Below are 25057 nucleotides of genomic sequence, written 5' to 3'. Positions count from 1 at the left end.
CATTCTGTTCATTTGAGGGGAAGGATCGTGTCAGAGCAACATGTTCTTATCGTGGTGGATATGCAAAACGGGGTGTTCGCTTCCCCGCGTTATGACCGCAGCGGACGGGCTGAGCGCATTAATCAGCTGATTGACCGGGCAGGGCGGGTTATTTTCATTCAGCACGCTGAAGGTGAAATGACCGAAGGCAGCGAATTCTGGCAGATATTACCGGAATTGCATCAGCCGGAAGGCGCGATTTCTGTGACTAAAACCGCCTGTGATTCCTTCTACCGCACTTCACTCGATAACGTTCTGCAGGAACTGAATGCGACCCGTTTTACCCTTTGCGGTTGTGCAACGGATTATTGCGTAGACACCACCATCAAAATCGCTGCCAGCAAAGGCTATGCCGTGACGGTTGCGTCAGATGCGCACACTACCGGCGATCGCACACACGCGACGGCGCAGCAACTGATCGGGCAGCATAATGAAGTGTGGCGTGAGTTATCTGTGCCGGGAAATCCGGTAACGGTAAAAACCACTGCGGAAATCCTGGCTGACTGGCAGTAAATTCAGTTTTCGGACGCAAAAAAGGCCGCATCGCGCGGCCTTTCTTATCTCTGATGTTTACCAATCAGATCATTTTTTGCAGCGCCTCTTCAATCGCCATGCGTAACATGTCGCGGTCATGACGATAGGGCACATCACTGGCTTCGAGCGGGCTTTGAATAATCAGATGTTCAGTGGCGCTTCCGCCGATTTTGACTTTCGGCCCGACAATCGCGGCATCGGCGCGGCGGCCGATGCGTTTCTCGATCATATCCAGTTTGTCGTCCAGCGTCAGCGACGCGGCGGCGACACTCAGTTCCTTCCCCAGATTTCCGATATACACGATATGCGCCCGGCTGCGGCGCAGCGCGGTTGTCAGATCATTCATCAGTAACAACGGCATCAGGCTGGTAAAGAAACTCCCCGGCCCGATCAGGATCAGATTTGCCTCAGCAATGGCCTGTAACGCTTCGCGCGTGGTGGACACCTGGGGTTCCAGCCGCAGTTCGCGCGGAATTTGTGCCAGTTTATCGACGTTGACTTCGCCGTGGACGTGTTCACCATTGGCATCAATGGCCGCCAGATCGACCGGCTGTTCTGACATCGGGATCAGTTCTGCGTCGACTTTCAGCAGGCTTCGTACCAGATTGATCGCTTCGAGCGGGCGCACGGTGAGATGATCCAGCGCGCGCAGCATCAGATTGCCAAGATTATGGCCATCCAGCTCGCCCTGGCCGCTGAAACGGTATTCGAACATCGCCGACGCCAGACTCGGTTCGGTGATCAGCTGATTCAGGCAATTGCGCATATCACCCCAGGCAATGCCGCCAACGGAACGGCGGATACGGCCAGTCGAACCGCCGTTATCGGTGGTCGTCACAATGCCGGTCAGGCGCGGACCCAGCAGCGAGAGTGAAGACATCACACGGCCCAGCCCGTGACCTCCGCCTAATGCCACCACCCGGTCGAGGTCTGCTAATGTTCGGTTGCGCATGGTTTTCCTTTCAAATGGGGAGCGGCGGGTTTACATCGTTTTCTGCGGCGGATTTTACCTAATTTTGCAACAAGATGTTATCCCTTCACGCCACTCTCAGGACATTAAAAACCGGGCAGTTTCAGCGTTGAAAATGCAGCCTTTTGTCGTAAAAAATCGTTATGTATCAAAATACATAACGAAAAACCATCTTGGCGTTCAGGACTTTGCGGCGTTAGAATATCCCCCGTTACCCCCGTATTCATTCTCGATCCGCTATGGACGGCATGAATCAACTCCTAGCCCTGGTTCCTAAGTTGCCTTTCTGACGTCGTTCCCACAGAAACAATATGGAGCCCTGGCCGTGACGAAAGTCACCAGGGTGCATGGCAGAAATGCCCGCATCTCCCGTATCTGGAAAGGTGTTAAGGTGCTTCAACTTACTGATGCTTTTGCCCGCAAGTTTTATTACTTGCGGCTGTCGATCACAGATGTGTGCAATTTTCGTTGCACCTATTGTCTGCCGGATGGCTACAAGCCGCACGGACACAGCAATAAAAGCTTTCTCTCGCTCGATGAAATCCGTCGGGTCAGCCGCGCGTTCGCCAGTCTGGGAACGGAAAAAGTGCGCCTGACCGGTGGAGAGCCGTCGCTGCGCCGCGATTTCTGCGAGATCATTGCCGCAGTGCGCGAAAATCCTTCCATCAAAACCCTCGCGGTGACCACTAACGGTTATCGCATGGCGCGTGATATCGATAAATGGCGCGATGCCGGTCTGACCAACATCAACGTCAGCGTCGACAGTCTCGACGCCCGCCAGTTTCACGCCATCACCGGTCAGGATAAATTCCGCGACGTTATGGCGGGTATAGATGCGGCCTTTGACGCCGGTTTCAGCAAGGTGAAAGTCAATACCGTGCTGATGCGCGATGTCAATCACGCCAGCCTGAATACCTTCCTCGACTGGATAAAAACCCGTCCGATCCAGCTGCGTTTCATTGAACTGATGGAAACCGGCGACGGCGGCGACTTGTTCCGCAAACACCACGTTTCCGGTGAGGTGCTGCGCGAACAACTGGTGCGTCAGGGCTGGCAGTTACAACTTCGCTCACGCAGCGATGGCCCCGCGCAAGTCTTCAGTCATCCGGATTATCTGGGTGAAATCGGTCTGATCATGCCGTACGAAAAAGACTTCTGCGCCAGTTGCAACCGGCTGCGTGTGTCTGCCCTTGGCAATCTGCATTTGTGTCTGTTCGGCGAGCAAGGCATTCCGTTACGCGATTTATTAGCCGACGACATGCAACAGGACGATTTGATGGACCGCATTCAGGGCGGCCTCAGCCGTAAAAAACAAACCCACTTCCTGCATGAAGGCAATACCGGAATTACTCAGAACCTGTCGTTTATCGGCGGCTAAACCCGGTACTGATCGTTTAAGGAGCAAACTGATGAGCAAAGCCAGTAAAGAGTTCTTGCCTTTATCTGTCGCGATCATGACGGTTTCTGACCGCCGAACCGACGCTGAAGACACGTCCGGGCATTACCTGAAAGAAGCGGTGACCGAAGGCGGCCATCATGTCGTCGCGCAGCAAATTGTCAAAGAGAACATTTACAGCATCCGCGCTGTTGTATCTGCGTGGATTGCGGATGAAAAGATTCAGGCGATTTTGGTCAACGGTGGCACGGGTTTTAACGCGGGCAACAATACGCCGGAAGCGCTGAAGCCTTTGTTTGACCGTGAAATCGAAGGTTTTGGCGAGCTGTTTCGCATGGTGTCGTTTGAAGATATCGGCACCTCGACGATTCAGTCGCGCGCCATCGGCGGCATCGCCAACCAGACGGTGATTTTCGCTATGCCCGGCTCAACCCGCGCCTGCCAGACCGCCTGGGACAACATTATTGAAGCGCAGCTCGATGCCCGTCAGGGGCCGTGCAATTTCACTCCACATTTGAAGAAATAAGTATGTCTGAACTGACCCATATTAATGCGTCCGGCGACGCTCACATGGTGGATGTTTCCGGTAAAGCCGAAACGGTCCGCGAGGCCCGCGCCGAAGCTTTTGTTGGAATGGCCGCTGACACGCTGGCGATGATCATCAACGGCAATCACCATAAAGGTGATGTGTTTGCTACGGCGCGTATCGCTGGCATTCAGGCGGCGAAGAAAACCTGGGATCTGATCCCACTGTGTCATCCGCTGCTGCTGACCAAAGTGGAAGTGAATCTGCAAGCACAGCCGGAACATAACCGTGTGCGCATCGAATCCCGCTGCCGTCTGAGCGGTAAAACCGGCGTGGAAATGGAAGCGCTGACGGCGGCTTCTGTGGCGGCACTCACTATCTACGACATGTGCAAAGCCGTGCAAAAAGATATGGTGATTGGCCCGATCCGCCTGCTGGAGAAAAGCGGCGGTAAATCAGGAGATTTTAAGGCGGAAGGTAAGGTGGAAGTATGATCGACATTCTGTTCTTCGCGCAGGTACGCGAACTGACCGGCACCTCCGGTCTGCAACTCCCTGCTGATTTCGCCACGGTGGAGGAGCTGCGCGCTTCGCTCACCGGACGCGGCGACCGCTGGGCACTGGCGCTGGAATCCGGGAAATTACTGGTGGCGGTTAACCAGACGCTGACCACGATGGCGCATCCGCTGCGTGCGGGCGATGAAGTGGCGTTCTTCCCGCCGGTCACCGGGGGCTGAGATGGATCAGACGAAAATTGTTGTTGATGCCGCGCCGTTCAGCGTGGGTGATGAGTACAACTGGCTGGCGCAATCGGACGCCGACGGTGCTGTGGTCACGTTTACAGGCAAAGTGCGTAATCATAATCTGGGTAATCATGTCAGCGCCTTAACGCTGGAACATTATCCGGGCATGACCGAAAAAGCGCTGGCAGAGATTGTTGCTGAAGCCCGTACCCGCTGGCCGCTGCAAAGTGTGTCTGTTTATCACCGCGTCGGACCGATGTATCCGGGCGATGAAATTGTGTTTGTCGGCGTGACCAGCGCGCATCGCGGTATGGCTTTTGAAGCCAATGAATTCATTATGGATCATCTGAAAACCCGCGCGCCGTTCTGGAAGCGTGAAGCCACAGAAGAGGGTGATCGCTGGGTCGATGCCCGCGACAGTGATAAAGAGGCGGCGGCGCGCTGGTAAATAGCGCCTCAACCATACGCAGACCTCCCATGCTTTTCTCTCTATCTGTGATACGCTTTACAAATCGGGAGGCTGTTTTGGCCTCATTTTTCATCCTCCATGCAAAAGGGTAATCATCATGGATCGATATCCACGCAGTAACGGTTCAATTGTTGAACGCGCGAATACCGGCATTCAGGCGTACATGGCGCAAGTGTATGGCTGGATGTTCTGTGGCTTGCTGCTGACCGCATTTGTGGCCTGGTACGCTTCCGGCTCTGAAAAAATCATGAGCTTTGTTTTCTCCAGCCAGATTACTTTCTTCGGCTTGATCATCGCGCAACTGGCGCTGGTGTTCGTGATTTCCGGCATGGTGAATCGCCTGAGCGGCACGGTCGCCACCGGCCTGTTTATGCTGTATTCCGCACTGACCGGTCTGACGCTTTCCAGCATTTTTCTGGTCTACACCGGTGATTCAATCTTCGGAACGTTCATCGTCGCTGCCGGTATGTTCGGCGCAATGAGTGTCTACGGTTACGTGACCAAGCGCGACCTGACCGGGATCGGCAGCATGTTGTTCATGGCACTGATTGGTCTGGTGCTGGCATCACTGGTGAACATGTGGCTGAAAAGCTCCGGCCTCGCGAACATCATTTCGTACGCCGGTGTGCTGATCTTCGTCGGTCTGACGGCGTATGACACGCAGAAGCTGAAAAATATGGGTGCGCAGTTGTCAGCGGATGACCGCGATAACTTTCGTAAATACTCGATTGTTGGCGCACTGACCTTGTATCTCGATTTCATCAACCTGTTCCTGATGTTGTTGCGGATTTTCGGCAACCGCCGGTAAGGTTTTTTGATTTCAAATATGAGAAAGGGGCACTGAGAAGTGTCCCTTTTTTTATGCTGACAGGTTAGGTTTATTAGCTCCCTCCCTTGCGAAGGGGAGGGTTGGGGTGGGGGGGGGTATTAAGATCAAAAAATGAAAGCTGAAGTGTGCAGGGATAATGGTGTCAGCCCTTAAAACCCCCTCCCGGCCTCCCCCTTCGCAGGGGGAGGAGCAAATCAAAACCTGACCCGCCCCGTCGGCACCTGCCGAAAACTCCACCAAACCTGCACCGTATTGAACAGCACCAGTATCGCCGTGACGATAAACACCCAGCGGAAGCCAAGCAGTGCCGAGGCACTTGAGCCAATCAGCGGCCCGACCACATTCCCGAGATACATAAAAGACTGGTTGTAACCGAATATCCGGCCGGTGACCTGATCACTGCTGTATTTCACCAGCAACGCCTGTACCGCAGGCATCAGCGCGCCATCGCCGAAACCGAGCATGAAACGCAGGATCCCGAGCTGGGTCGGCGTATTAATCAGTGCCATCAGGCAAAACAGAATGAAGCAAAAAACCAGCGCGGCAATCAGAATGCGATGCGCGCCAATGCGGTCGCCGAGCTTGCCAAGTTTCGGGGCGGCCATCAGCGCGGAAACGCCCGGCACGGCGGCAATCACGCCACTGATAAAGGCGATATTGCTGGTATCCGATGACAGTTCGCGGATAAATAGCGTCAGGATCGGGCTGATGGAACCGTTGGCGAGCTGAATCATCATGGTGGTGACGAACAGGCTGACAATCAGCCACGGGTAGGGCAGCGTAGTAAATACGGCTTTGCCGCTCAGACGGTTGGCTTTGGTGACCGGTACCACGCGTTCTTTAATCAAAAATAATGTGATCAGAAAGCTGATAAACAGCATGCCGCTGGTGACGAAAAACACCGTGCGCAGGCCGAGATGGTCAGCCATAAAGCCGCCGAGCAGCGGGCCGATAATCACGCCGGATACCTGACCGGTAGACAGCGTGCCGAGCGCCCAGCCACTTTTATCTCGCGGGACCTGCGAGGCGACCAGCGCCATCGCGTTGGGAATATACCCGGACGTCAGGCCCATTAGTGTGCGCAGAATGAAAAGCTGCCAGACGTTGGTGGCGAACCCCTGCAACATCATGACAATCGCCATCCCCAGCGCGGCGCGCAGCAACATCAGTTTGCGGCCTTTGCGGTCAGCCAGACTGCCCCACAACGGCGCAACGATGGCGGAAACCAGGAACGTGCCGCTGAATACCAGCCCTGACCACAGGCTCAGGGATTCATGAGACGTTACGCCAAGTTGTTCGATATAAAGGGGTAAAAAAGGCAGGATCTGACTCATCGCCATGCCGGTAAAAAAACAGCCCAGCCAGACGGAGATTAAATTTACTTTCCAGGTTTCCATGTTGCAGCGATGTAGCCTTATGGACAGAGGAGTGAGAGAAAAGAAGCATAGCAATCAAATCTGTGAAGTGGGACGCAAAAAGTGGGAACCCATTCATCAGGTTTATAATTGATTATCCTGTGTCAAAGTTTCGGATTATCGCGGCAGATTATGCGGCCTGAAAGTGTTACCAGAGTCTGCGGCTGTAACCATCAGTTACAGGCGAGAAGGAGATAACTTCACGCAGAGCGGCGTTTTGTGCTACTATCGCCCCAACTGGCGCACTGCAGTTTGTGCCGAATCCTCGTGGTAATGCCTCATTTGCCTCGTCTGATCATCCACTCTTGAAACTGCACCGAACCCCGTTCGGGTTAGAGTGGACTGGAGCTTTTCCTTATATGTCATTTGATTCCCTCGGCTTAAGTGCCGAAATTTTGCGTGCTGTTGAAGAACAGGGCTATCGCGAACCTACGCCTATTCAGCGTCAGGCTATTCCTGTCGTGCTGGAAGGCCGTGACCTGATGGCGAGTGCGCAGACCGGTACCGGTAAAACCGCTGGTTTTACCTTGCCGCTGCTCAATATGCTCAGCCATACCAACGCGCAATTCAAAGGACGTCGCCCGGTTCGTGCGCTGATCCTGACCCCAACCCGTGAGCTGGCGGCGCAGATTGGTGAAAACGTACAGGCCTACAGCAAATACCTCACCCTGCGTTCTCTGGTGGTATTTGGTGGTGTGAGCATCAACCCGCAGATGATGAAACTGCGCGGTGGTGTGGATGTGCTGATCGCAACGCCGGGTCGTTTGCTGGATCTGGAACATCAGCGTGCTGTTGATTTATCTCAGGTTGAAATTCTGGTGCTGGATGAAGCCGACCGCATGCTGGACATGGGCTTCATTCACGATATCCGTCGCCTGCTGGCAAAACTGCCTGCCAAGCGTCAGAACCTGCTGTTCTCCGCGACGTTCTCTGATGAGATTAAAGGTCTGGCGAGCAAGTTGCTGACCAACCCGGCCTCTGTCGAAGTCGCGCGTCGTAACACTGCTTCTGCGCAAATTGAACAAAGCGTTCATTTTGTTGATAAGAAACGCAAAAGAGAATTGCTGTCGCAGATGATCGGTGAAGGCGACTGGAAACAGGTGCTGGTGTTCAACCGGACAAAACATGGTGCAAACCATTTAGCCGAACAACTCAATAAAGATGGCATCACGGCTGCTGCTATTCACGGCAACAAAAGTCAGGGCGCACGTACCCGTGCACTGGCTGATTTTAAAGCCGGTTCTGTCCGTGTTCTGGTGGCAACAGACATCGCTGCGCGTGGCCTGGATATCGATATGTTGCCGCACGTGGTCAACTATGAGCTGCCAAACGTACCGGAAGATTACGTTCACCGTATCGGCCGTACCGGTCGTGCGGAAGCCACTGGTGAAGCGATTTCTCTGGTGTGTGTGGACGAACACAAACTGCTGCGTGATATCGAGCGTCTGCTGAAACGTGAAATTCCTCGCATCGCACTGGAAGGTTACGAGCCCGATCCGAGCATCAAAGCTGAGCCGATCATCAATGGTCGTCAGGGCAGCGGCGGTGGTGGTGGTCGTGGCGCGCCACGTCAGGGCCAGCGTCCTGGCGCACCGCGTACGGGTGCTCCACGTTCAGGCGCTCCGCGTCAGGGCGGTAACGGTCAGCGCAGCGGTACGTCTGAAAACCGGGGTTCAGAAAACCGTGGTTCAGCTGAGAACCGTCCGGCACGTTCGCGTCCTGCCCATGCAGGCCAGCGTCGCACCGGCAATGCAGGCAGCGGCAACAAATAAGTTTCCGGATCCCCTGTAATGCAATCAAACCGCCTTCACTGAAGGCGGTTTTTTTTCGCGGGTAATCTAACGAATCACGTACGCACAACGGCGTGCACCCTGCAAAATATGTTCGGTGCGTTCGACACTGGCGTTCAGCACATCGCTGAATACATCGCGTTCCGCACGGCAAAATCCCTGACAGGTAGCTGCGGCAGCGCAAATCGGGCAGTGATTTTCGACAAACAGATAACTGCCATCCTCCTGCATTTTCCAGTCCGCCATATAGCCTTCACGGGTACGGATATCCGTCAGCCTTTGCAATTTGTCTTCCATCGACACCGCCCCGAGCATCGCCTGGCGGTAGTGTTCCTGCGTGATTTTTTCCCGCGAGGTGATGAGCTGATCCAGCGCCGAATCCCCCAGAGAGGTGCGGATCAGTTGCAAAAGTTGTACGGTGAGGTCAGCGTGGGCATCGGGAAATCGCGCATGACCGGCGGCGGTCAGTTGCCAGAACTGCGCCGGGCGTCCGACACCCTGTGAGACAGATTTGGCTTCCACCAGTCCTTCCTTCGCCAGCTTCACAAACTGCTGGCGCGCGGCTTCACCTGTGGTACCCAGCAGATGGCCGGCATCGCTGGCCTGAAGTTGCCCGTGGGTTTTCAGCAGCATCAGTAAACGCTCTGCGACGCTTTGCCGTACGTCATTTTTATTTTCCAGGTCATTGCTTGACATATTGCCTCGACGGGTTCTAGATTACGTAAAAAATATTCCAAGTTATTTCTTGTTTTAATCATATCATAACCACAGCACGCTTCAATGCGTGGACAGTACAAACCAAAGGGATGCAGAGAAAATGTCGGGAAGTCAGAACGGATGGGCGGATTTATTCAGCGCCGAAAACCGGGGCAGTGCCATTACCCTGAGCGCAGGTGTCGCGCTTTATGCGACTAACAGCTACATCGTCATCACGATTTTACCCTCCGTTGTGCAGGATATCGGCGGGCTGGCGTGGTATGCCTGGAACACTACGCTGTACGTTGTGTGTTCCATTCTCGGCTCAGCACTTTCTGCACGATTGATGCGCACCGCCGGGCCGCGTGGCAGCTATCTGATGGCGACCGCTATTTTTATTGCCGGTGCCGCCATTTGTACCGCCGCGCCGAATATGCCGGTGCTGCTGCTCGGACGGGCGCTGCAGGGACTGGGGGGCGGATTCCTGTTCGCACTCTCCTACGCGATGATCAACCTCCTGTTTAAAGAATCTCTCTGGCCGCGCGCCATGGCGCTGATTTCGGCGATGTGGGGCATTGCGACGCTGGTCGGCCCGGCGGTAGGGGGTATCTTCGCCGAACTGCATGCATGGCGCTGGGCGTTTGGTTTGCTGTTGCCGGTGACGTCGCTGTTCGGGGTGTGGGTCTGGCGGATTTTGCCAAAATCCCGGCACGACCGGCAGCCGGACGAACCGCTGCCGCTGATGCAACTGGCCTTGCTGACCGGCGCAGTGTTAGTGGTATCGGCGGGCAGTCTGTCTTCATCAGGGCTGATTAACTTGCTCGGTTTCGTGGTCGCGGTGGCGATGATTTTAATCTTGCGCCACCGCGAATTTACGGCGGATGTCAGACTGCTGCCGCGCAACGCTTTACGCCGTTCCTCACCGCTCTATGGCCTGTATCTGGTGATGACGTTGCTGATTATCGGCCTCGGTTGCGAACTGTTTGTGCCGTATCTGCTGCAACATTTACACGGTCAGACCCCGCTGGCTGCCGGATACATCACTGCCGCGGCGGCCGCGGGCTGGACATTAAGTGAAGTGGCCAGTTCCGGCTGGACAGGCCGTCGCGCGGATGGCGCGATTATCTGCGGGCCACTGATCCTGGCTGCCGGTTTGCTTTTACTGTTGTTCACCGTACCGGTCGCTTTCGGCCTGCCGTGGCTGAATATCAGTGGCGTAGTGCTCGGGCTGACGCTGGCCGGTTTTGGGATTGGCCTCGGCTGGCCGCATTTGCTGACCCGCGTTCTGCAACAGGCACCGGAAGAGGATCGCGAAAAAGCCGGTGCGTCGATAACCGTGGTGCAATCTTTTGCGGCGGCGCTTGGCGCGGCGTTAGCCGGAACGGTGGCTAACTTTGCAGGCGTTGATAAGGGGGATAGCGGTGCAGCCAGCGCGGCATTCTGGATGTTCCTGCTGTTTGCTGTGCCTGCGCTTCTGGCGGTGTGGATTGCCTGGCGCTCCGTCAGAGTCAGACGCTTGCAGGGCAGGGCGAAAACCTCATTAAGCGGCGATTTGTCTCAGGGGTAATTGCCCGGCGGCGGGCCTTGCGGTAATCTTGCGCGTCATTTTTAAGGGTTGAACTGCGATGCGCGTATTACTGGCTCCGATGGAAGGTGTGCTTGATCCTCTGGTTCGTGAACTTCTCACAGAAGTAAACGACTACGATTTGTGCATCACCGAGTTTTTGCGCGTGGTGGATCAGCTGCTTCCCGCCAAATCCTTCTATCGCTTGTGTCCTGAATTACATCATGCCAGCCGCACGTCTTCGGGCACGTTAGTGCGCGTTCAGCTACTCGGTCAGTATCCGCAATGGCTGGCCGAAAACGCCGCCCGTGCGGTGGAACTGGGCTCTTACGGTGTCGATCTCAACTGCGGTTGCCCGTCCAAACTGGTTAACGGCAGTGGCGGTGGCGCAACGTTACTCAAAGATCCTGAGCTGATTTATCAGGGCGCCAAAGCCATGCGTGAAGCGGTGCCCGCTCACTTACCGGTGACTGTCAAAGTGCGTCTCGGCTGGGATTCGCTGGAACACAGTTTTGAAATTGCAGATGCCGTGCAGCAGGCGGGTGCAACGGAACTGACGGTGCACGGGCGTACCAAAGAAGACGGCTACAAGCCGGAACGTATTAACTGGGCTGCGATTGGCGAAATCCGTCAACGCCTGAGTATTCCGGTGATCGCCAATGGTGAAATCTGGGATTACGAAAGCGGCCAGGCGTGTCTGCACACCACCGGTTGTGATGCCGTGATGCTCGGGCGTGGTGCGCTGAATATTCCGAATCTCAGCCGTGTGGTGAAGTACAACGAACCGCGTATGCCGTGGCCGGAGGTAATAACGTTGTTGCAGAAATACACCCGTCTGGAAAAGCAGGGCGATACCGGTTTGTATCACGTTGCGCGCATTAAACAGTGGCTGAGTTATTTGCGTAAAGAGTACGAAGAGGCGACAGAGTTATTTACTGAAGTGCGCGTGCTGAAGACGTCGAAGGAGATTGGTTATCTGATCGACAATCAATAATATTCACCTGTGTATTTCGAAGGGACGCTTTCTGAGCGTCCCTTTATTTTTTCAGTGCATTCTTACGCAAGTGTTCACTTACTCGTCGTTCCACGGTCTGTGGGTGGTGGTGACAGACTTTGTGACAAATAGAATTGAAAATTGCGGGTGCTAAGACTTTTCGCCTCACTTATAATTCCGCCCGCTGTTACGACATATCTTAATGACAACTTTCTAAATACAGAGCAATGCATGTGAAAATCCGTCTTTTGGTTCTGAGCTTATTAGCCTTAAATACAGGCATGTTGTCTGCCCCTGCCGCCACCGCTGCAAAGCATGAGCCGGCCGTCGCCCCGATCGTTCAAATTGCTTCCGGCAGTGCCATGGTGGTGGATCTGAAAAGCCACGAAGTGATTTATTCCCGAAATCCGGATGAGGTGAGGCCGATTGCCTCCCTGACCAAACTGATGACCGCGATGGTGACGCTTGATGCGAATCTGCCACTCGACGAAGTGATCAATATCGATATCAGTAATACACCTGAAATGCGTGGCGTGTTCTCCCGCGTGAAACTGAACAGTGAAATTACCCGTCGTCAGATGATCCAACTGGCGCTGATGTCCTCAGAAAACCGGGCTGCGGCCAGTCTCGCGGCACATTATCCGGGCGGTTATTCTGCATTTATCAATGCTATGAATGCGAAGGCGAAATCGCTGGGCATGACCCATACGCATTATGCTGAACCGACCGGTTTGTCGCCGCGCAACGTCTCCACCGCGCGTGATTTAACACGGCTGCTGCTGGCTTCACAGCGCTATCCGCTGATCGGTCAGCTAAGTACGACTGCTGAAAAAACGGCTGTCTTCAGCCATCCGGCGTACGCATTGCCGTTCCGTAATACCAACCATCTGATCATGAATCCGTCGTGGAATATCCAGCTGACCAAAACCGGTTACACCGATGAAGCCGGCCATTGCCTGGCGATGCGTACCACCATTAACGGCAAGCCCGTTACACTGGTCGTGATGGATGCCTTCGGGAAATTTACGGCCTTTGCCGATGCCAACCGCCTGCGCACCTGGATGGAAACCGGCAAAGCAGTGCCTGTTCCACAGATTGCCAAAAACTACCGTAAGCAGAAAGAGCAGCAGAAAACGCAGCCTTCCGTCGAAGAGGCGGATGATTGAGCAGATGATTGAAATGAAAAAGTCCGGCCAGATGCCGGACTTTTTGTTTTGCAGGGACAGACAACGTGGTCAGAAAATCAGTTTAAACACCCCTGTCAGGGTCAGTAAGCCGACGATAAAGATGATGGCGATGATCCACAGAATAATTTTCATGTTTTCTCCTTAACATAACCTTCAGTCGTCATCGGCCATCCGGCTAAGCCAATGATATTCCTTATCAGTATAGCTTCTGCCTGCATTTTTGCTGTGTGCTTGCTAATTTCAGGCCAGTGCCGCGCGCAGACCACATTCCGGGCTGGTAAGCGGTTTGCCCATTTGGGTCAGTTGTGCCGCACCGGTCATCGAAGCCTGAGCCAGCACCACGCAGGCCGCGCCTCGCCTGTATTCCACATCAGCCGCCGCCGCGATAGCCTGTAAATATCCGGCCAGATCCCCCTGCTTAAACTTTTCCCATGCGCCTGCCACCAGATGGATTTCAAACTGCGCCTGCGGATGTTTTTCCACCTGCGCGAACAACTGCCGCGTCGGCTCCAGGGTCGTTTCGACCGCACAGAGTGCAACCACACTGCCCGCTGTTTTCATGGCCTGTTCCGCCAGCGTCTGATCGACACGCAACACCGGCACCGCGGCACTTTCACTGGCAAGCGTCGCGGCAGAACCCAGCGTCGAACAGGTCAGTAAAACGCGATCGGCATTTTCACTCAATGCCAGCAGCACATCCGCTGTTTGCTGACGAATTTCTGCAGTCAGCCCGCCCGCCTTTTCGGCTGCAGCCAGTAAATCGGGCCGCGAAACATGCACAAACTTATGCTGATCCAGCCCAAGTTCGTGAGCTGTATTTTCGAAAACCGCAATATTGCTGTCGGCCGTATGTAAGCAGGTAATGCGCATGTAATTCTCCTGATAAGTGTCTGCCTCTACGTTAATGATTTTTTAACCGTACCGCAGACTTTTTTACCTGTAAAAACTGATGAGTTAATGCGGGCTGGAAAATGCCCGGTTTCCCCTGTGCACGCTATGATTTCCATAACCCGCGGGCGTCCGTAATTCCTTAAGTTTGACCTGTTAACGATCCCCGTAACAGGTTATTTTCATTGATATTTATTCATTAAAGCAATGCAACTCAATCATATATAGATACATAAGCAATCGCGTATTTGTCGAGAAGGAAATTGATTTGAGGTGGTTATTTATCCAGTGCAAACTGTGGCCAGATTAAGGATTTCTAAACAGGGAAAGCTCATGTGAGGGACAACAACTGTGTTTCAGCTCAGCAGACGGGATCTATCGCCGATCAACAGGATGCTCTATTTTCCAGGCGCGCCTGCCTGGCCGGAAGATTACAAAGGAAAATCGCTCATGGAAAAGCTCATGCAAAACCAGATCAACAATATTGAAAAGCAGGGAATCAAAAATGGTGAGGAAATTGCCGGGCTGAATCTGCGGGTAGGGAAGGTGGAACAGCAGGTCAGTCAGCTAACGGTAGTGATCACGGAGACGAATCTCCGTGTCGGCAAACTGGAGCACCAGATGGTCACGCTCACTGAAGCGGTGACAGATATCGGGGGTCGTGTCGGGAAAACCGAACAGAGCATCGCGCGCATCGACGGGCACCTGCTGAGAATTGACGATCATCTGGTGAGGATAGATAAACAGTTTGAACAGGTAGATAAACAGTTTCAACAGGTCGATAAACAGTTCGATCGTGTAGATGAGCGCTTTGACAAAATAGAACAACGATTTGAGAAGATCGACCGGCGCTTTGAAAAAGTAGATGAACGCTTTGTGAAGATTGAAGCTTCACTGAGTGCAATGCAGGCAATGTTTTACGATCTCATGATTAAACAGACCCGATGGATTGTCAGCATGATGCTGGTACTGGTTGGCGTGACGTTTACGGCTGCACGCTATATTCACTAACGGCGACCTGATACGGTTGATCTCCCATTACGCTGAATTGGCCGTATCAGCAAAGCTGGCAAGAGCGACTATAATATAGACAGGTCGCCACCTTCTTTATGCCCTTGTCTGACGGGCAATCCCGAAGGTTTATCACTGCGCGCTGCTGGCGGCTTTCGGCGTACAAGGGGGTGTTTCATGGCTAATCATGTCTGGGGACTGATATCCAATCCGGGTCCCGAATTGCAACAAATCCAGCGTGAGCGGGAAACCGTTTCACATGTGTATTCCCACCATGTTCTTTTAATGGCGCTCATCCCGGTTGTCTGTTCTTTCATCGGAACAACACAACTTGGCTGGAACTTCGGTGATGGCGAGAAGCTGATGGTTTCCATGTTTACCGCGTCTTATATCGCCGTCATTTTCTATGTTCTGATGCTCGCTGCTGTCGCACTGATGGGGCGGATTATCTACGGGATGGCGCGTCGTTATGACAGCCGCCCGACACTCAACAACTGTATCGTCTTTGCCGGCTACGTGGCCACACCCATGTTCCTCAGCGGGGTCGTAGCCCTGTATCCGATGGTCTGGTTATGCCTGTTTGTCGGGCTGATCGGCCTGTGTTACAGCGGATACCTGTTGTATCTCGGCATTCCTAACTTCCTCAATATCGACCGTCGCGAAGGGTTCCTGTTCTCCAGTTCAACACTGGCAATGGGCGTTCTGGTATTAGAGCTGCTTCTGGCTCTGACGGTAATTATGTGGGGTTACGGAACACAGTTATTTTAACTTAATGGCTATCTTACTTGCCATTTTGCCCCCGGGCAGTGCTCGGACTCCTCACGTACTTTATGTACGCTCCGGGTCCTCCGCGCTGTCTGGGAACAAACTGCCTGCGCCGACTACGCCATTCCTCTTTTGAAGGACATTATTCCTGCCAGTTCTTCATCTTACTGGTTTTCCCGATACCCGGATTGAAGGTGTTGGTCGGGTCTGCCTGCCGGTAGAATTCTTTCAAATGTGGTTTTGCCAGATACAAATGGCCGACGTTATGTTCGGCGGGATATTCCGCGCCTTTGGCGTCGAGCAGTTCTAACATCCTGTGTTTCAGCGCCTTGCTGTTTGCGCCTTTTTTGACGATGTAATCCTGATGGAAAACGTGGCACATGAAATGGCCGTAATACAGTTTTGCCACCAGTTGATTGTCGATATCTTCCGGCAATGTCTCGAACCAGTCGCGGTCATTGCGGCGCAGTGCGATATCCAGCGCCAGAATATCTTCCACTTCTTTTTCATGTACCGCGTGATACCGCACGGCGGCACCGGCGGCGGCAAAGCGATGCAGGAAGGCTTTCTTGCCTTCGTCGGCGGAACAGATAAAGAAATCACCCTGACCCTCACTAAAGAAACGTGTCAAAAAGGTTCGGGCTTCGTCAATACCGGGGCCGGACATTTTCAGCAGTAAGTGATGTTCAAACCGGTCACGATACTGCTTCATACGCGGTGGCAGATGATTCGGCAGGGCTTTGCTCAGACACTGCATCACGCGGTCGCTGAAATGTTTGGGCAGGAAAGGGACCTTGCTGGCGTGTGCATCGAACTTTCCTTTGGCAGTAAACATGTCTGGCATTTTGTCGGTGCCAAGTTTGTCGATCATCAGGAAAGTGTCTTTGCCATAGACTTCGGTGATATCGAAAATATCCCGGTGCATGTATTCCCCTGCCACCGGAAGGTTAGCGAAGTCACGCAGGATCTGGCGGCGTAATTCTGTCAGCACCGCCGTGTCATTGGTGCCGATGTAGAAAACCTGCTGCTGCGTTTCTGCCGGAAACGTATCGAGCCGCACGGCGAAAACCGCCAGCTTGCCCGCACAACCTGAAGCTTCAAATAAACGTCGCTCATCCGCGTTGAAACGCGACGGCGTATCCGCATCCACTTCGCGGACACGTGAGGCATAATCGTGATCCGACGCCAGACGCTGATCATGCTGGATATCGGTTTCCAGATAATCGCCTTTTTCCAGACGTGTCAGGATTTCTTCCGGCGTTTCACCAAGATTAATGCCCAGATGGTTAATCAGCCGCAATTCACCTTGTGCATCGATTTGTGCATAGAGCGCCATTTCGGTATACGCCGGGCCGCGTTTCACCAGCGATCCGCCAGAATTATTACAGATCCCGCCGACCACCGATGCGCCGATGCAGGACGAGCCAATCACTGAATGCGGTTCGCGGTTGTAGGGCTTGAGGATTTTTTCCAGCTTATACAGGGTGCTGCCGGGAAAACCGATCACCTGATGACCGCCGTCGAGTAACTGGATCGTGTCCAGTTTCAGGGTGCTGAAAATAACAATGTCGCGGTCATAGTCGTCGCCGCTGGGCGTCGAACCTTCGGTCAGCCCGGTATTGGCGGCCTGCATAATGACAATCTTGTCGGCGGCGATGCAGGTTTTGAGCAGTTGCCACTGTTGCAGCAGCGTTTGTGGAAATACGACCGCCAGCGCTTTACCGCCACCGGAGCGAAACCCTTTGCGGTAGCGTTCGGTGTTGCTGTCGCCGGTTAAAACGTGGCGGCTGCCGGCAATCTCTTTCAGCGTGGCGATGAGTGACTGATTATCCATTTCATCTTCCTTTTTTGATGGGATGCCATCTAATCATAGACTTAAATGATACTTGTTAAGTTAAACGTCATTCGGGATATGGGTTAGGTAATTTCACTTAATCTGTTGCATTTTTGTCATGCGCTGTCCATTAAATCGTCATTGATGTGTCATAAAACTCGCGCTTAATGAACGCCAGATAACGAAAGCAACCGAGAGACAGCATCATGGCGCAAGCTCAACTTAAGCTGGCACAGGCTGAATATCCTCAGACCGGGCCACAGCATCTGAACAAAGTTCTGGACGTCAAAGGCCTGGTGAAATCCTATAAATCGGGTCAGCGTGTCCTGAATGACATCAATTTTGATCTCCACGCCGGTGAGTTCGTGGCGGTAATTGGCCGTTCTGGCGCGGGTAAATCCACCCTGCTGCATGTGCTCAACGGTACGATCCCGCTCACGGATGGCAGTGTGGTATGTCATTACGAAAATGGTGAACAGCAGGAGCTGGCCGGGCTTACCGGCAAAGCATTGCGTCGCTGGCGTTCAGGCTGTGGCATGATTTTTCAGGATTTCTGCCTGGTGCCTCGTCTGGATGTCCTGACAAATGTGTTACTGGGGCGTCTCAGCCACACCTCAACGTTCAAATCATTCTTTAACCAGTTCGATGACGAAGACCGCGCCCGCGCCATCTCTTTGCTTGAATGGTTGCACATGCTGCCGCATGCATTGCAGCGTGCCGAAAACCTTTCCGGCGGCCAGATGCAGCGTGTGGCGATTTGTCGCGCGCTGATGCAGAACCCGAAAATTCTGCTGGCCGATGAACCGGTGGCGTCACTGGATCCGAAAAATACCCTGCGCATCATGAATGCGCTGAAAAAAGTCAGCGAAGAGAATATCGCCGTGATGGTCAACCTGCACTCTGTCGAGTTGGTGAAAGATTATTGCACCCGCGTTATCGGCATCGCGAAAGGGCAGATTATTTTCGACGGCCATCCGGACCAGTTAACTGAAGGCATTTTGCATCAGTTATACGGTGAAGAACACGAAGCGATAAACAGTTAAACAATAACGTTATTTATTTTGCAGTGCTTATTTCTACTTTCTCTCAATCTACACAAGGTCATCATTACATGAAGAAGTTATTACGTCTGGCAGTCTTCGTAGCAGGTTCTTTTACTGCAATGCACAGCATGGCAGAAGATGCTCCTAAAGAATTAAACTTAGGTATTCTGGGTGGCCAGAATGCCACCCAGCAAATCGGCGATAATCAGTGTGTAAAAGATTTCTTCGATAAAGAATTAAATGTGGATACCAAACTGCGTAATTCATCCGATTATTCAGGTGTTATTCAGGGGTTATTAGGTAAGAAAGTGGATATGGTATTAAGCATGTCCCCGTCATCTTTTGCTTCGGTTTATATTAATAATCCGAAAGCGGTGGATCTGGTCGGCATTGTTATTGACGATACGGATAAATCCCGGGGTTATCACTCCGTGGTTGTCGTAAAAGCCGACAGCCCGTACCAGAAATTATCTGACCTGAAAGGCAAATCATTCGGTTTCGCTGACCCGGATTCTACTTCGGGTTACCTGATCCCGAACCAGACATTCAAGAAAGAATTTGGCGGCACGACGGATAACAAATACAACAACTTCTTCTCCAGCGTGACCTTCTCCGGCGGCCATGAGCAGGATATTCTTGGCGTGCTGAACGGCCAGTTCGAAGGCGCAGTCACCTGGACTTCAATGATCGGCGACCGCGAAACCGGTTATACCTCCGGTGCATTCAACCGCATGATCCGCATGGACCATCCGGATCTGATGAAGAAAATCCGCATTATCTGGGAATCGCCATTAATTCCTAATGGTCCGATTTTAGTGCGCAGCGATTTGCCACCGGCATTTAAAGCTAAGCTGGTTTCTGCCATTAAGAAACTGGATAAAGATGACCACGCTTGTTTCGTAAAAGCGGTGGGCGGCAAACAGCATATCGGCGAAACGTCCCTGGCTGAATATCAGCAGATTATTGATATGAAGCGTGAACTGACCAAAGGCGGTCGCTAACCCGTAACTCCCTCCCCTGCGAAGGGGAGGGTTGGGGTGGGGTATTAATGGCAACTCAGGAAGCGAAAGCTTTTACCATTATTGTTTTTTTAATACCCCCTCCTGACCTCCCCCTTCGCAGGGGGAGGAATAATGATTATCGCAAATCGGAAATATTATTTTGAACAAAGACTTCAATCGTTATTACCAGCAGATACGCGGTAAACAAAAGCGGGAAGCGCTGATCTGGTCAGGGCTGATGTTGTTGTTATATCTGTGGTCAGGCAATGTTTCCGAACTTAATTTAAAAACGATTATCGTCTCCGCGCCGAGCTTCTTTGATTATATTGGTCAGACGGTGCCGGTATTACACTGGTCATTGTTATTTGCTGACGGTCATACAGAAGGTTCACTGGCGTATTGGGGATATCGTCTCAATATTCAGCTGCCGCTGATTTGGGAAACTATTCAGCTGGCGTTGTCCTCAACGATATTGTCGACGGCGCTGGCAGTCGTGCTGGCTTTTCTCGCCGCCAGCAATACGGATTCGCCTAAATGGGTGAAATTCAGCATCCGTACCTTTGTCGCTTTCCTGCGCACCATGCCGGAACTGGCCTGGGCGGTAATGTGTGTGATGGCGTTTGGCGTCGGTGCCATTCCGGGTTTTATCGCCCTGACGTTACACACTGCCGGCAGTCTGACCAAATTGTTCTACGAATCCATTGAAACCGCATCGGATAAACCGGTGCGCGGACTCAGAGCCTGCGGCGCGGGGCGTTTGCAGCGCATGCGTTTCGCCATGTGGCCGCAGGTGAAACCGATCTTCTTATCCTACAGCTTTATGCGCCTCGAAATTAACTTCCGCCAGTCGACTATCCTCGGGCTGGTCGGGGCCGGTGGTATCGGGCAGGAGCTGATGACCTCAATCAAACTGGACCGATATGACCAGGTCAGCATGACCTTACTGCTGATTATTCTGGTGGTGTCGGCGATGGATTTTCTTTCCGGTAAATTGCGCAAACGCGTTGTGGAGGGCACTTTCTGATGTTAACTGATGCGCTCGAACCTCATGTGGTCAGCAGCCTGAAGCAGAAGCACGGGCATCTGTTTGCCGCGCAGCGCCGCTATCTGCGCTACCTCGCGATACTGGCTGTCGTGATTACGCTGTACTACGTCTATTTCTTCAGTTATTTCGGTATTCCATGGAGCGAAGTGGTGCGCGGCACCCGCGAAGTAGGACGTTATTTCCTGCGGATGTTTGTCTGGCATAACGTTTCCGAATGGCCGTTTATGTATTATTTTTCGCAAATAGCTATCACGCTGGCGATTGTGTTTTCCGGAACCATCACCGCGTCTTTCCTCGCATTGCCTCTTTCATTCCTTGCGGCGCGTAATGTGATGTCGACGCCGGTTCTCAGACCCGTTTCCATGGTCATCCGCCGTCTTCTGGATGTTTTACGCGGGCTGGATATGGCGATCTGGGGGCTGATTTTCGTTCGTGCTGTCGGCATGGGGCCGCTGGCCGGTGTGCTGGCGATCGTGATGCAGGATTTAGGCTTGCTGGGCAAGCTTTATGCGGAAGGGCATGAGGCGGTAGATCGTTCGCCGAGCCGCGGCCTGCGGGCGCTGGGGGCTTCCCCGCTACAAACGCACCGCTTCGGGATTTTCACTCAATCCTTCCCGACATTCCTTGCGTTGTCGCTGTATCAGATTGAATCCAATACCCGTTCAGCCGCTGTTCTTGGTTTTGTTGGCGCGGGCGGGATCGGTCTGGTGTATGCGGAAAATATGCGTCTGTGGAACTGGGATGTAGTGATGTTTATCACATTGATTTTAGTGGCTATCGTGATGATTATGGACAAGATTTCCGCGATGCTGCGCGCCAAATATATCCTGGGCGAAGAGATTAGTTTATTCGCACCGGAAGAACGGAAAATGAAGCCGCCGGTGGAGCTTTATCGCTCGTAAATGTTAACGGTCGAAACAGAATAAAAGAAGGCGGCATCCGGGATGGATGCCGCCTTTGCTGTTATTGAATCGCCGGGAGTTTACTCGTCGAAATACCAGTAACCCTGATTCACCAGATCCGTTAACAGAGCGACAAATTCAGGATCCTGCAACGCAGCACCCAGCTCTGTTTTACTGATCAGCGTATAGCGGCACAGCGCATCGGCAGCGGCATGTTGCGATGTTTCCAGCGGCTCGCTGTTAACAAAGAAACGTTCGCCGACGTTGAGAACCCGCAGACCGCTCAGGCGCACCAGGCTTTCGCCCTGCATCAGTGCATCGGCAATTTCATGTGATTCGTATGGCGGTTCGGCTGGCGCGATATCCAGTTCATGGCGCGGCGTAGTGGCGAAACGGCCAAACCATTGTTTGAAATCTTCCGGCTGGCTGATCAGCTCAACCATCATCTGGCGCACACGTTCCAGCTCGTAATCTTCTACTTTACCGACGTGGTCGCGCAGCGTGAGATCCGGATCGCTGTAATGGCTGCCGCCCAGATCGTTTTCCAGCGCGTAGTCAGCAAAACTGCTGATGAAATCGCGGCTGTTAGGGCCACGGAAACCGACGGAATAATTGAGAGCGGTTTCATGGGTAAAGCCGTCGTGCGGGAAGCCCGGCGGAATATACAGAATGTCGCCGGGTTCAAGATCTTCATCAATGATTGGCGTGAACGGATCCACATGCAGTAACGCCGGGTGCGGGCAGAACTGACGCATCGGCAGAGCATCGCCCACGCGCCAGCGGCGGCTGCCCATGCCCTGGATGATAAACACGTCATACTGATCGATGTGCGGGCCGACACCGCCGCCGGGCACGGAATACGAAATCATCAGGTCGTCTAAACGCCAGTCCGGCAATACGCGAAAAGGTTTCACCAGTTCTGCCGCAGGCAAATGCCAGTGGTTTACGGCCTGTGCCAGCAGTGACCAGCCGGTTTCACCCAGCCCGTCGAAATCTTCAAAAGGACCGTTACTTGCCTGCCATTCACCATCTTTATGGCTCACCAGACGGCTGTCCACTTCCGGCTCCATCGCCAGACCGGCTAATTCGTCTGGAGAGATTGGATCAACAAAATTTGAGAACGCTTTTTTGATAACAACAGGTTTTTTTTGCCAGTATTTTTCTAAAAATTCCGGCCAGTCCAGATTGAGTTCATAAGCCATGTGATTTACCAGTGGGAAGACAAACGGGTCTGATTATAGAGAGGCGGTGCTTGAGCGCGCTTTGTCGTGGGTCAAGGCTTGGTAAATGAGGGAGAAAGGAAAAGTGCGGAGAGAGGAAAAAATCCCCCTCCGCAGGGGGAGAAGAAGCATCAGGACTTCGCGGCCAGCACCACCAGTTTCTGGTTCACAAATTCTTTGATACCGAGATCAGAGAGTTCGCGGCCGAAGCCCGAGCGTTTCACACCACCGAAAGGCAGTTCAGCAGCGGTATCCGTCGGTGAATTGACGTATACCATCCCGGTTTCAATCTGGCTCGCCAGCTTACGGGCGCGGGTCAGATCGGTGGTAAACAGCGAACCGCCGAGGCCGTAATGTGAGTCGTTGGCAAGTTTCACCAGTTCCTCATCATTTTTCACCACGTACACCTGTGCGACCGGGCCAAAGAACTCTTCGAAATAGGCCGGATTATCGCGGGTAATGTGCGTCAGAATCGTTGGCTCAAAGAAGTTGCCCGGATTGTCTGCCACTTTTTTACCGCCAAAGTGCAGTTTCGCCCCGTGTTTCACGGCATCATCCACTTGTTTGCTCAGCGTTTTCACCGCTTCGGCAGAGGACAACGGTCCCAGTGTGGTGGATTTATCCAGCGGATCGCCGATCTTCAGTGCCTTGAAGTGTTCGGTGAATTTTTTAAGGAATTCATCGGCGACTTTTTCATGAATAATGAAGCGCTTGGCCGCCGTACACACCTGTCCGGCATTAGAGACACGGGCCTGCGCACCGGCTTTGGCAGCTTTATCGATATCCGCATCATCGAGTACGGCAAACACGTCATTCCCGCCGAGTTCCAGCGTCGATTTCTTCAGCTTAGATGCCGCCCGTGAAGCCACGACCGCACCGGCTTTCTCCGAACCGGTCAGCGCGACACCCTGAACGCGGTCATCATCAATGATGGCACTGACCTGATCCTGAGAAATAAACAGGTTGGTATAAGCGCCCTTTGGGGCACCCGCTTCGGTAACCAGTTTCTCAAAGGTTTCCGCACAATGGGGAACGATACTGGCGTGTTTGACGACCACGCTGTTACCTGAGGCAAGATTCGGTGCCAGTACGCGCATTAACTGGTAGAACGGGAAATTCCAGGGCTCGACGGCCATGATCACCCCAATCGGATGATGTTCGACCCAGGCTTCGCCGAGATCGGATTTATACGGCACAGGTTTGAGAAATTCCTCGGCGTTTTCGGCATAGAATTTCGCAATATCCGCGCAAATCTGCACTTCGCCACGGCTCTGGCCGATGAGTTTCCCCATTTCTACACTGACCACTTCCGCCAGTTCATCGACACGGGAAGCCATCAGTTCTGACAATTTATGCAGCACGTTAACGCGTTGCTTAATATCGCCCTGACCCCAGTCAGATTTGTATAAAGCATGGGCGGCAGAGAGTGCCTCTTCAACCTGCTGATCGTTATGTGTTTGATATTCTTTGATGAGCTTATTGTTGAACGGATTTATCGTTTGATATGGCATATGTTGCTCCTTGTTTTGTGGCGTGTCGTCGAAAACAACGGCACGTTGGAATTGAGGTGCGTGCGCCTTTCTGCGTTCTCAACAGAACATTAAGCATAGTCGAAAAAACGTGACCGCTGTCCCACAGACATCTCATGCAACACAACGGTATGGCGTGTGCTGCCCGCATTCTCCCCTGGCCCTGCCATACGTGCGCTGCAGCCTGTCTCTAAGAACAATCGGCTTTACGCAACTTTGCGAGCGGCTGTTAATGAATTGTTTTCAGCAAGCGATTGATAAATTTACCGCTCACTTTTATGCTGGCTTTCCTTCCTTTTCCCGACATTGAGAAACTCATGAAGCTTGATGCGATTCCGTTTTGCACGACTGACTGGAGTGATGTCACGCCGACGCAGCATCCGGGTGATACCGGCATGGCGCTGTGGCGTACACAAAAATTTGGCGATATCCGTGTGCGTATCGTTGAATATTCACCTGGCTATGAGGCTGATCACTGGTGCAGTAAAGGCCATGTTTTGTTCTGCCTGGAGGGGGAGCTTCATACGCGTCTTGAGGACGGACGGAATTTCACCTTATCGCCGGGCATGAGTTATCAGGTGGCGGACAATGCTGAAGCACACCGTTCATCCACACCAATTGGCGCGAAACTGTTTGTTGTTGATTAGTCGTGGTTGTTTATAGAAACG

General features: G+C 53.0%; 26 protein-coding genes and 1 riboswitch. Of the genes, 18 read left to right on the top strand and 8 right to left on the bottom strand.

Annotated features, from left to right (window positions below; all coding sequences use genetic code 11):
• The first annotated feature begins 27 nt into the window (after positions 1–27).
• Positions 28–552, top strand: coding sequence for an isochorismatase family protein (locus AC1DUO_RS07530; RefSeq protein WP_015690230.1), 525 nt, complete (start codon positions 28–30; stop codon positions 550–552).
• Between the two features lie 64 nt (positions 553–616).
• On the opposite strand, the gene AC1DUO_RS07525 is transcribed toward AC1DUO_RS07530, so the two are convergent.
• Positions 617–1525: a gluconeogenesis factor YvcK family protein gene (locus AC1DUO_RS07525; RefSeq protein ID WP_015690229.1), complete on the bottom strand. Its 909-nt coding sequence runs from the start codon at positions 1523–1525 to the stop codon at positions 617–619.
• Between the two features lie 263 nt (positions 1526–1788).
• Positions 1789–1945, top strand: a riboswitch (molybdenum cofactor riboswitch).
• Here AC1DUO_RS07525 and moaA point away from each other — a divergent pair.
• From moaA to AC1DUO_RS07495, 6 genes are all read left to right on the top strand, one after another.
• Positions 1935–2921, top strand: a complete 987-nt coding sequence (moaA, locus tag AC1DUO_RS07520) for a GTP 3',8-cyclase MoaA (protein ID WP_015690228.1) — start codon at positions 1935–1937, stop codon at positions 2919–2921. It overlaps the preceding riboswitch by 11 nt.
• 31 nt (positions 2922–2952) lie before the next feature.
• On the top strand, positions 2953–3465 hold the full coding sequence (gene moaB, locus AC1DUO_RS07515) for a molybdenum cofactor biosynthesis protein B (protein ID WP_013576377.1): 513 nt from the start codon (positions 2953–2955) through the stop codon (positions 3463–3465).
• A 2-nt stretch (positions 3466–3467) separates the two neighbouring features.
• Positions 3468–3959, top strand: coding sequence for a cyclic pyranopterin monophosphate synthase MoaC (gene moaC, locus AC1DUO_RS07510; RefSeq protein ID WP_119261836.1), 492 nt, complete (start codon positions 3468–3470; stop codon positions 3957–3959).
• Complete coding sequence (gene moaD, locus AC1DUO_RS07505) at positions 3956–4201, top strand: molybdopterin synthase sulfur carrier subunit (protein WP_013576375.1); 246 nt, start codon at positions 3956–3958, stop codon at positions 4199–4201. The genes moaC and moaD overlap by 4 nt, the downstream gene beginning before the upstream one ends.
• Before the next feature lies 1 nt (position 4202).
• The gene (gene moaE, locus AC1DUO_RS07500) at positions 4203–4655 is read left to right on the top strand and encodes a molybdopterin synthase catalytic subunit MoaE (protein WP_112151652.1); all 453 of its coding nucleotides are present in this window, start codon (positions 4203–4205) and stop codon (positions 4653–4655) included.
• Between the two features lie 118 nt (positions 4656–4773).
• Complete coding sequence (locus AC1DUO_RS07495) at positions 4774–5484, top strand: Bax inhibitor-1/YccA family protein (protein ID WP_013576373.1); 711 nt, start codon at positions 4774–4776, stop codon at positions 5482–5484.
• A 215-nt stretch (positions 5485–5699) separates the two neighbouring features.
• Here AC1DUO_RS07495 and AC1DUO_RS07490 read toward each other — a convergent pair whose 3' ends face one another.
• Positions 5700–6902, bottom strand: coding sequence for a multidrug efflux MFS transporter (locus AC1DUO_RS07490; protein ID WP_013576372.1), 1203 nt, complete (start codon positions 6900–6902; stop codon positions 5700–5702).
• A gap of 377 nt (positions 6903–7279) precedes the next feature.
• On the opposite strand from AC1DUO_RS07490, the gene rhlE reads away from it, so the two are divergent.
• Complete coding sequence (rhlE, locus tag AC1DUO_RS07485; RefSeq protein ID WP_013576371.1) at positions 7280–8692, top strand: ATP-dependent RNA helicase RhlE; 1413 nt, start codon at positions 7280–7282, stop codon at positions 8690–8692.
• 66 nt (positions 8693–8758) lie between these two features.
• Here rhlE and AC1DUO_RS07480 read toward each other — a convergent pair whose 3' ends face one another.
• Positions 8759–9406: a helix-turn-helix transcriptional regulator gene (locus tag AC1DUO_RS07480; RefSeq protein ID WP_013576370.1), complete on the bottom strand. Its 648-nt coding sequence runs from the start codon at positions 9404–9406 to the stop codon at positions 8759–8761.
• Between the two features lie 121 nt (positions 9407–9527).
• Between AC1DUO_RS07480 and AC1DUO_RS07475 the strand changes: the two genes are divergently transcribed.
• The 3 genes from AC1DUO_RS07475 to pbpG all read left to right on the top strand — a co-directional run bounded on the left by AC1DUO_RS07475 (position 9528) and on the right by pbpG (position 13130).
• Complete coding sequence (locus AC1DUO_RS07475) at positions 9528–10973, top strand: MFS transporter (RefSeq protein ID WP_015690225.1); 1446 nt, start codon at positions 9528–9530, stop codon at positions 10971–10973.
• Between the two features lie 58 nt (positions 10974–11031).
• Positions 11032–11964 carry a tRNA dihydrouridine(16) synthase DusC gene (gene dusC, locus AC1DUO_RS07470; protein ID WP_015690224.1) on the top strand — a complete coding sequence of 311 codons (933 nt, stop codon included), beginning with the start codon at positions 11032–11034 and terminating at the stop codon, positions 11962–11964.
• Between the two features lie 227 nt (positions 11965–12191).
• On the top strand, positions 12192–13130 hold the full coding sequence (pbpG, locus tag AC1DUO_RS07465; protein WP_015690223.1) for a D-alanyl-D-alanine endopeptidase: 939 nt from the start codon (positions 12192–12194) through the stop codon (positions 13128–13130).
• Positions 13131–13199: 69 nt separating this feature from the next.
• Here pbpG and AC1DUO_RS07460 read toward each other — a convergent pair whose 3' ends face one another.
• Both AC1DUO_RS07460 and AC1DUO_RS07455 read right to left on the bottom strand, forming a co-directional pair.
• On the bottom strand, positions 13200–13283 hold the full coding sequence (locus AC1DUO_RS07460) for a small membrane protein YohP (RefSeq protein WP_019105993.1): 84 nt from the start codon (positions 13281–13283) through the stop codon (positions 13200–13202).
• Positions 13284–13391: 108 nt separating this feature from the next.
• Positions 13392–14021 (bottom strand): hypothetical protein, encoded by a 630-nt coding sequence (locus tag AC1DUO_RS07455; RefSeq protein WP_013576366.1) that lies wholly within the window; start codon positions 14019–14021, stop codon positions 13392–13394.
• Between the two features lie 369 nt (positions 14022–14390).
• Here AC1DUO_RS07455 and AC1DUO_RS07450 point away from each other — a divergent pair, with 369 nt between their 5' ends.
• Together AC1DUO_RS07450 and AC1DUO_RS07445 are read left to right on the top strand one after the other, a co-directional pair.
• Entirely contained in the window at positions 14391–15050 is a 660-nt protein-coding gene (locus AC1DUO_RS07450) for a hypothetical protein (RefSeq protein WP_013576365.1), read from the top strand.
• Positions 15051–15227: 177 nt separating this feature from the next.
• Positions 15228–15818 carry a Yip1 family protein gene (locus AC1DUO_RS07445; RefSeq protein WP_013576364.1) on the top strand — a complete coding sequence of 197 codons (591 nt, stop codon included), beginning with the start codon at positions 15228–15230 and terminating at the stop codon, positions 15816–15818.
• A gap of 139 nt (positions 15819–15957) precedes the next feature.
• Here the strand turns inward: AC1DUO_RS07445 and dld are convergent, their stop codons facing one another.
• Positions 15958–17649 carry a D-lactate dehydrogenase gene (gene dld / locus AC1DUO_RS07440; protein ID WP_015690221.1) on the bottom strand — a complete coding sequence of 564 codons (1692 nt, stop codon included), beginning with the start codon at positions 17647–17649 and terminating at the stop codon, positions 15958–15960.
• 206 nt (positions 17650–17855) lie between these two features.
• Here dld and phnC point away from each other — a divergent pair, with 206 nt between their 5' ends.
• From phnC to phnE (AC1DUO_RS07420), 4 genes are all read left to right on the top strand, one after another.
• Positions 17856–18692: a phosphonate ABC transporter ATP-binding protein gene (gene phnC, locus AC1DUO_RS07435; protein ID WP_015690220.1), complete on the top strand. Its 837-nt coding sequence runs from the start codon at positions 17856–17858 to the stop codon at positions 18690–18692.
• A 68-nt stretch (positions 18693–18760) separates the two neighbouring features.
• A complete protein-coding gene (gene phnD / locus AC1DUO_RS07430; RefSeq protein ID WP_013576361.1) occupies positions 18761–19693 on the top strand; it encodes a phosphonate ABC transporter substrate-binding protein in 933 nt (310 codons plus the stop codon).
• 160 nt (positions 19694–19853) lie between these two features.
• The gene (gene phnE / locus AC1DUO_RS07425; protein WP_013576360.1) at positions 19854–20717 is read left to right on the top strand and encodes a phosphonate ABC transporter, permease protein PhnE; all 864 of its coding nucleotides are present in this window, start codon (positions 19854–19856) and stop codon (positions 20715–20717) included.
• Positions 20717–21640, top strand: a complete 924-nt coding sequence (gene phnE / locus AC1DUO_RS07420) for a phosphonate ABC transporter, permease protein PhnE (RefSeq protein ID WP_013576359.1) — start codon at positions 20717–20719, stop codon at positions 21638–21640. The genes phnE (AC1DUO_RS07425) and phnE (AC1DUO_RS07420) overlap by 1 nt, the downstream gene beginning before the upstream one ends.
• Positions 21641–21720: 80 nt before the next feature.
• Here phnE (AC1DUO_RS07420) and AC1DUO_RS07415 read toward each other — a convergent pair whose 3' ends face one another.
• Positions 21721–22842: a ribosomal protein uL16 3-hydroxylase gene (locus tag AC1DUO_RS07415; RefSeq protein ID WP_015690219.1), complete on the bottom strand. Its 1122-nt coding sequence runs from the start codon at positions 22840–22842 to the stop codon at positions 21721–21723.
• Positions 22843–22991: 149 nt separating this feature from the next.
• Positions 22992–24371, bottom strand: a complete 1380-nt coding sequence (locus AC1DUO_RS07410; RefSeq protein ID WP_013576357.1) for an NAD-dependent succinate-semialdehyde dehydrogenase — start codon at positions 24369–24371, stop codon at positions 22992–22994.
• A 335-nt stretch (positions 24372–24706) separates the two neighbouring features.
• Between AC1DUO_RS07410 and AC1DUO_RS07405 the strand changes: the two genes are divergently transcribed.
• Positions 24707–25036 carry a DHCW motif cupin fold protein gene (locus AC1DUO_RS07405; protein WP_013576356.1) on the top strand — a complete coding sequence of 110 codons (330 nt, stop codon included), beginning with the start codon at positions 24707–24709 and terminating at the stop codon, positions 25034–25036.
• Positions 25037–25057 lie beyond the last annotated feature (21 nt).

The sequence above is a fragment of the Rahnella sp. P4_A8 genome, from assembly GCF_056402435.1.
Note: the sequence above shows the minus strand (reverse complement) of the source record. Positions and strands in the feature narration are given on the sequence as shown.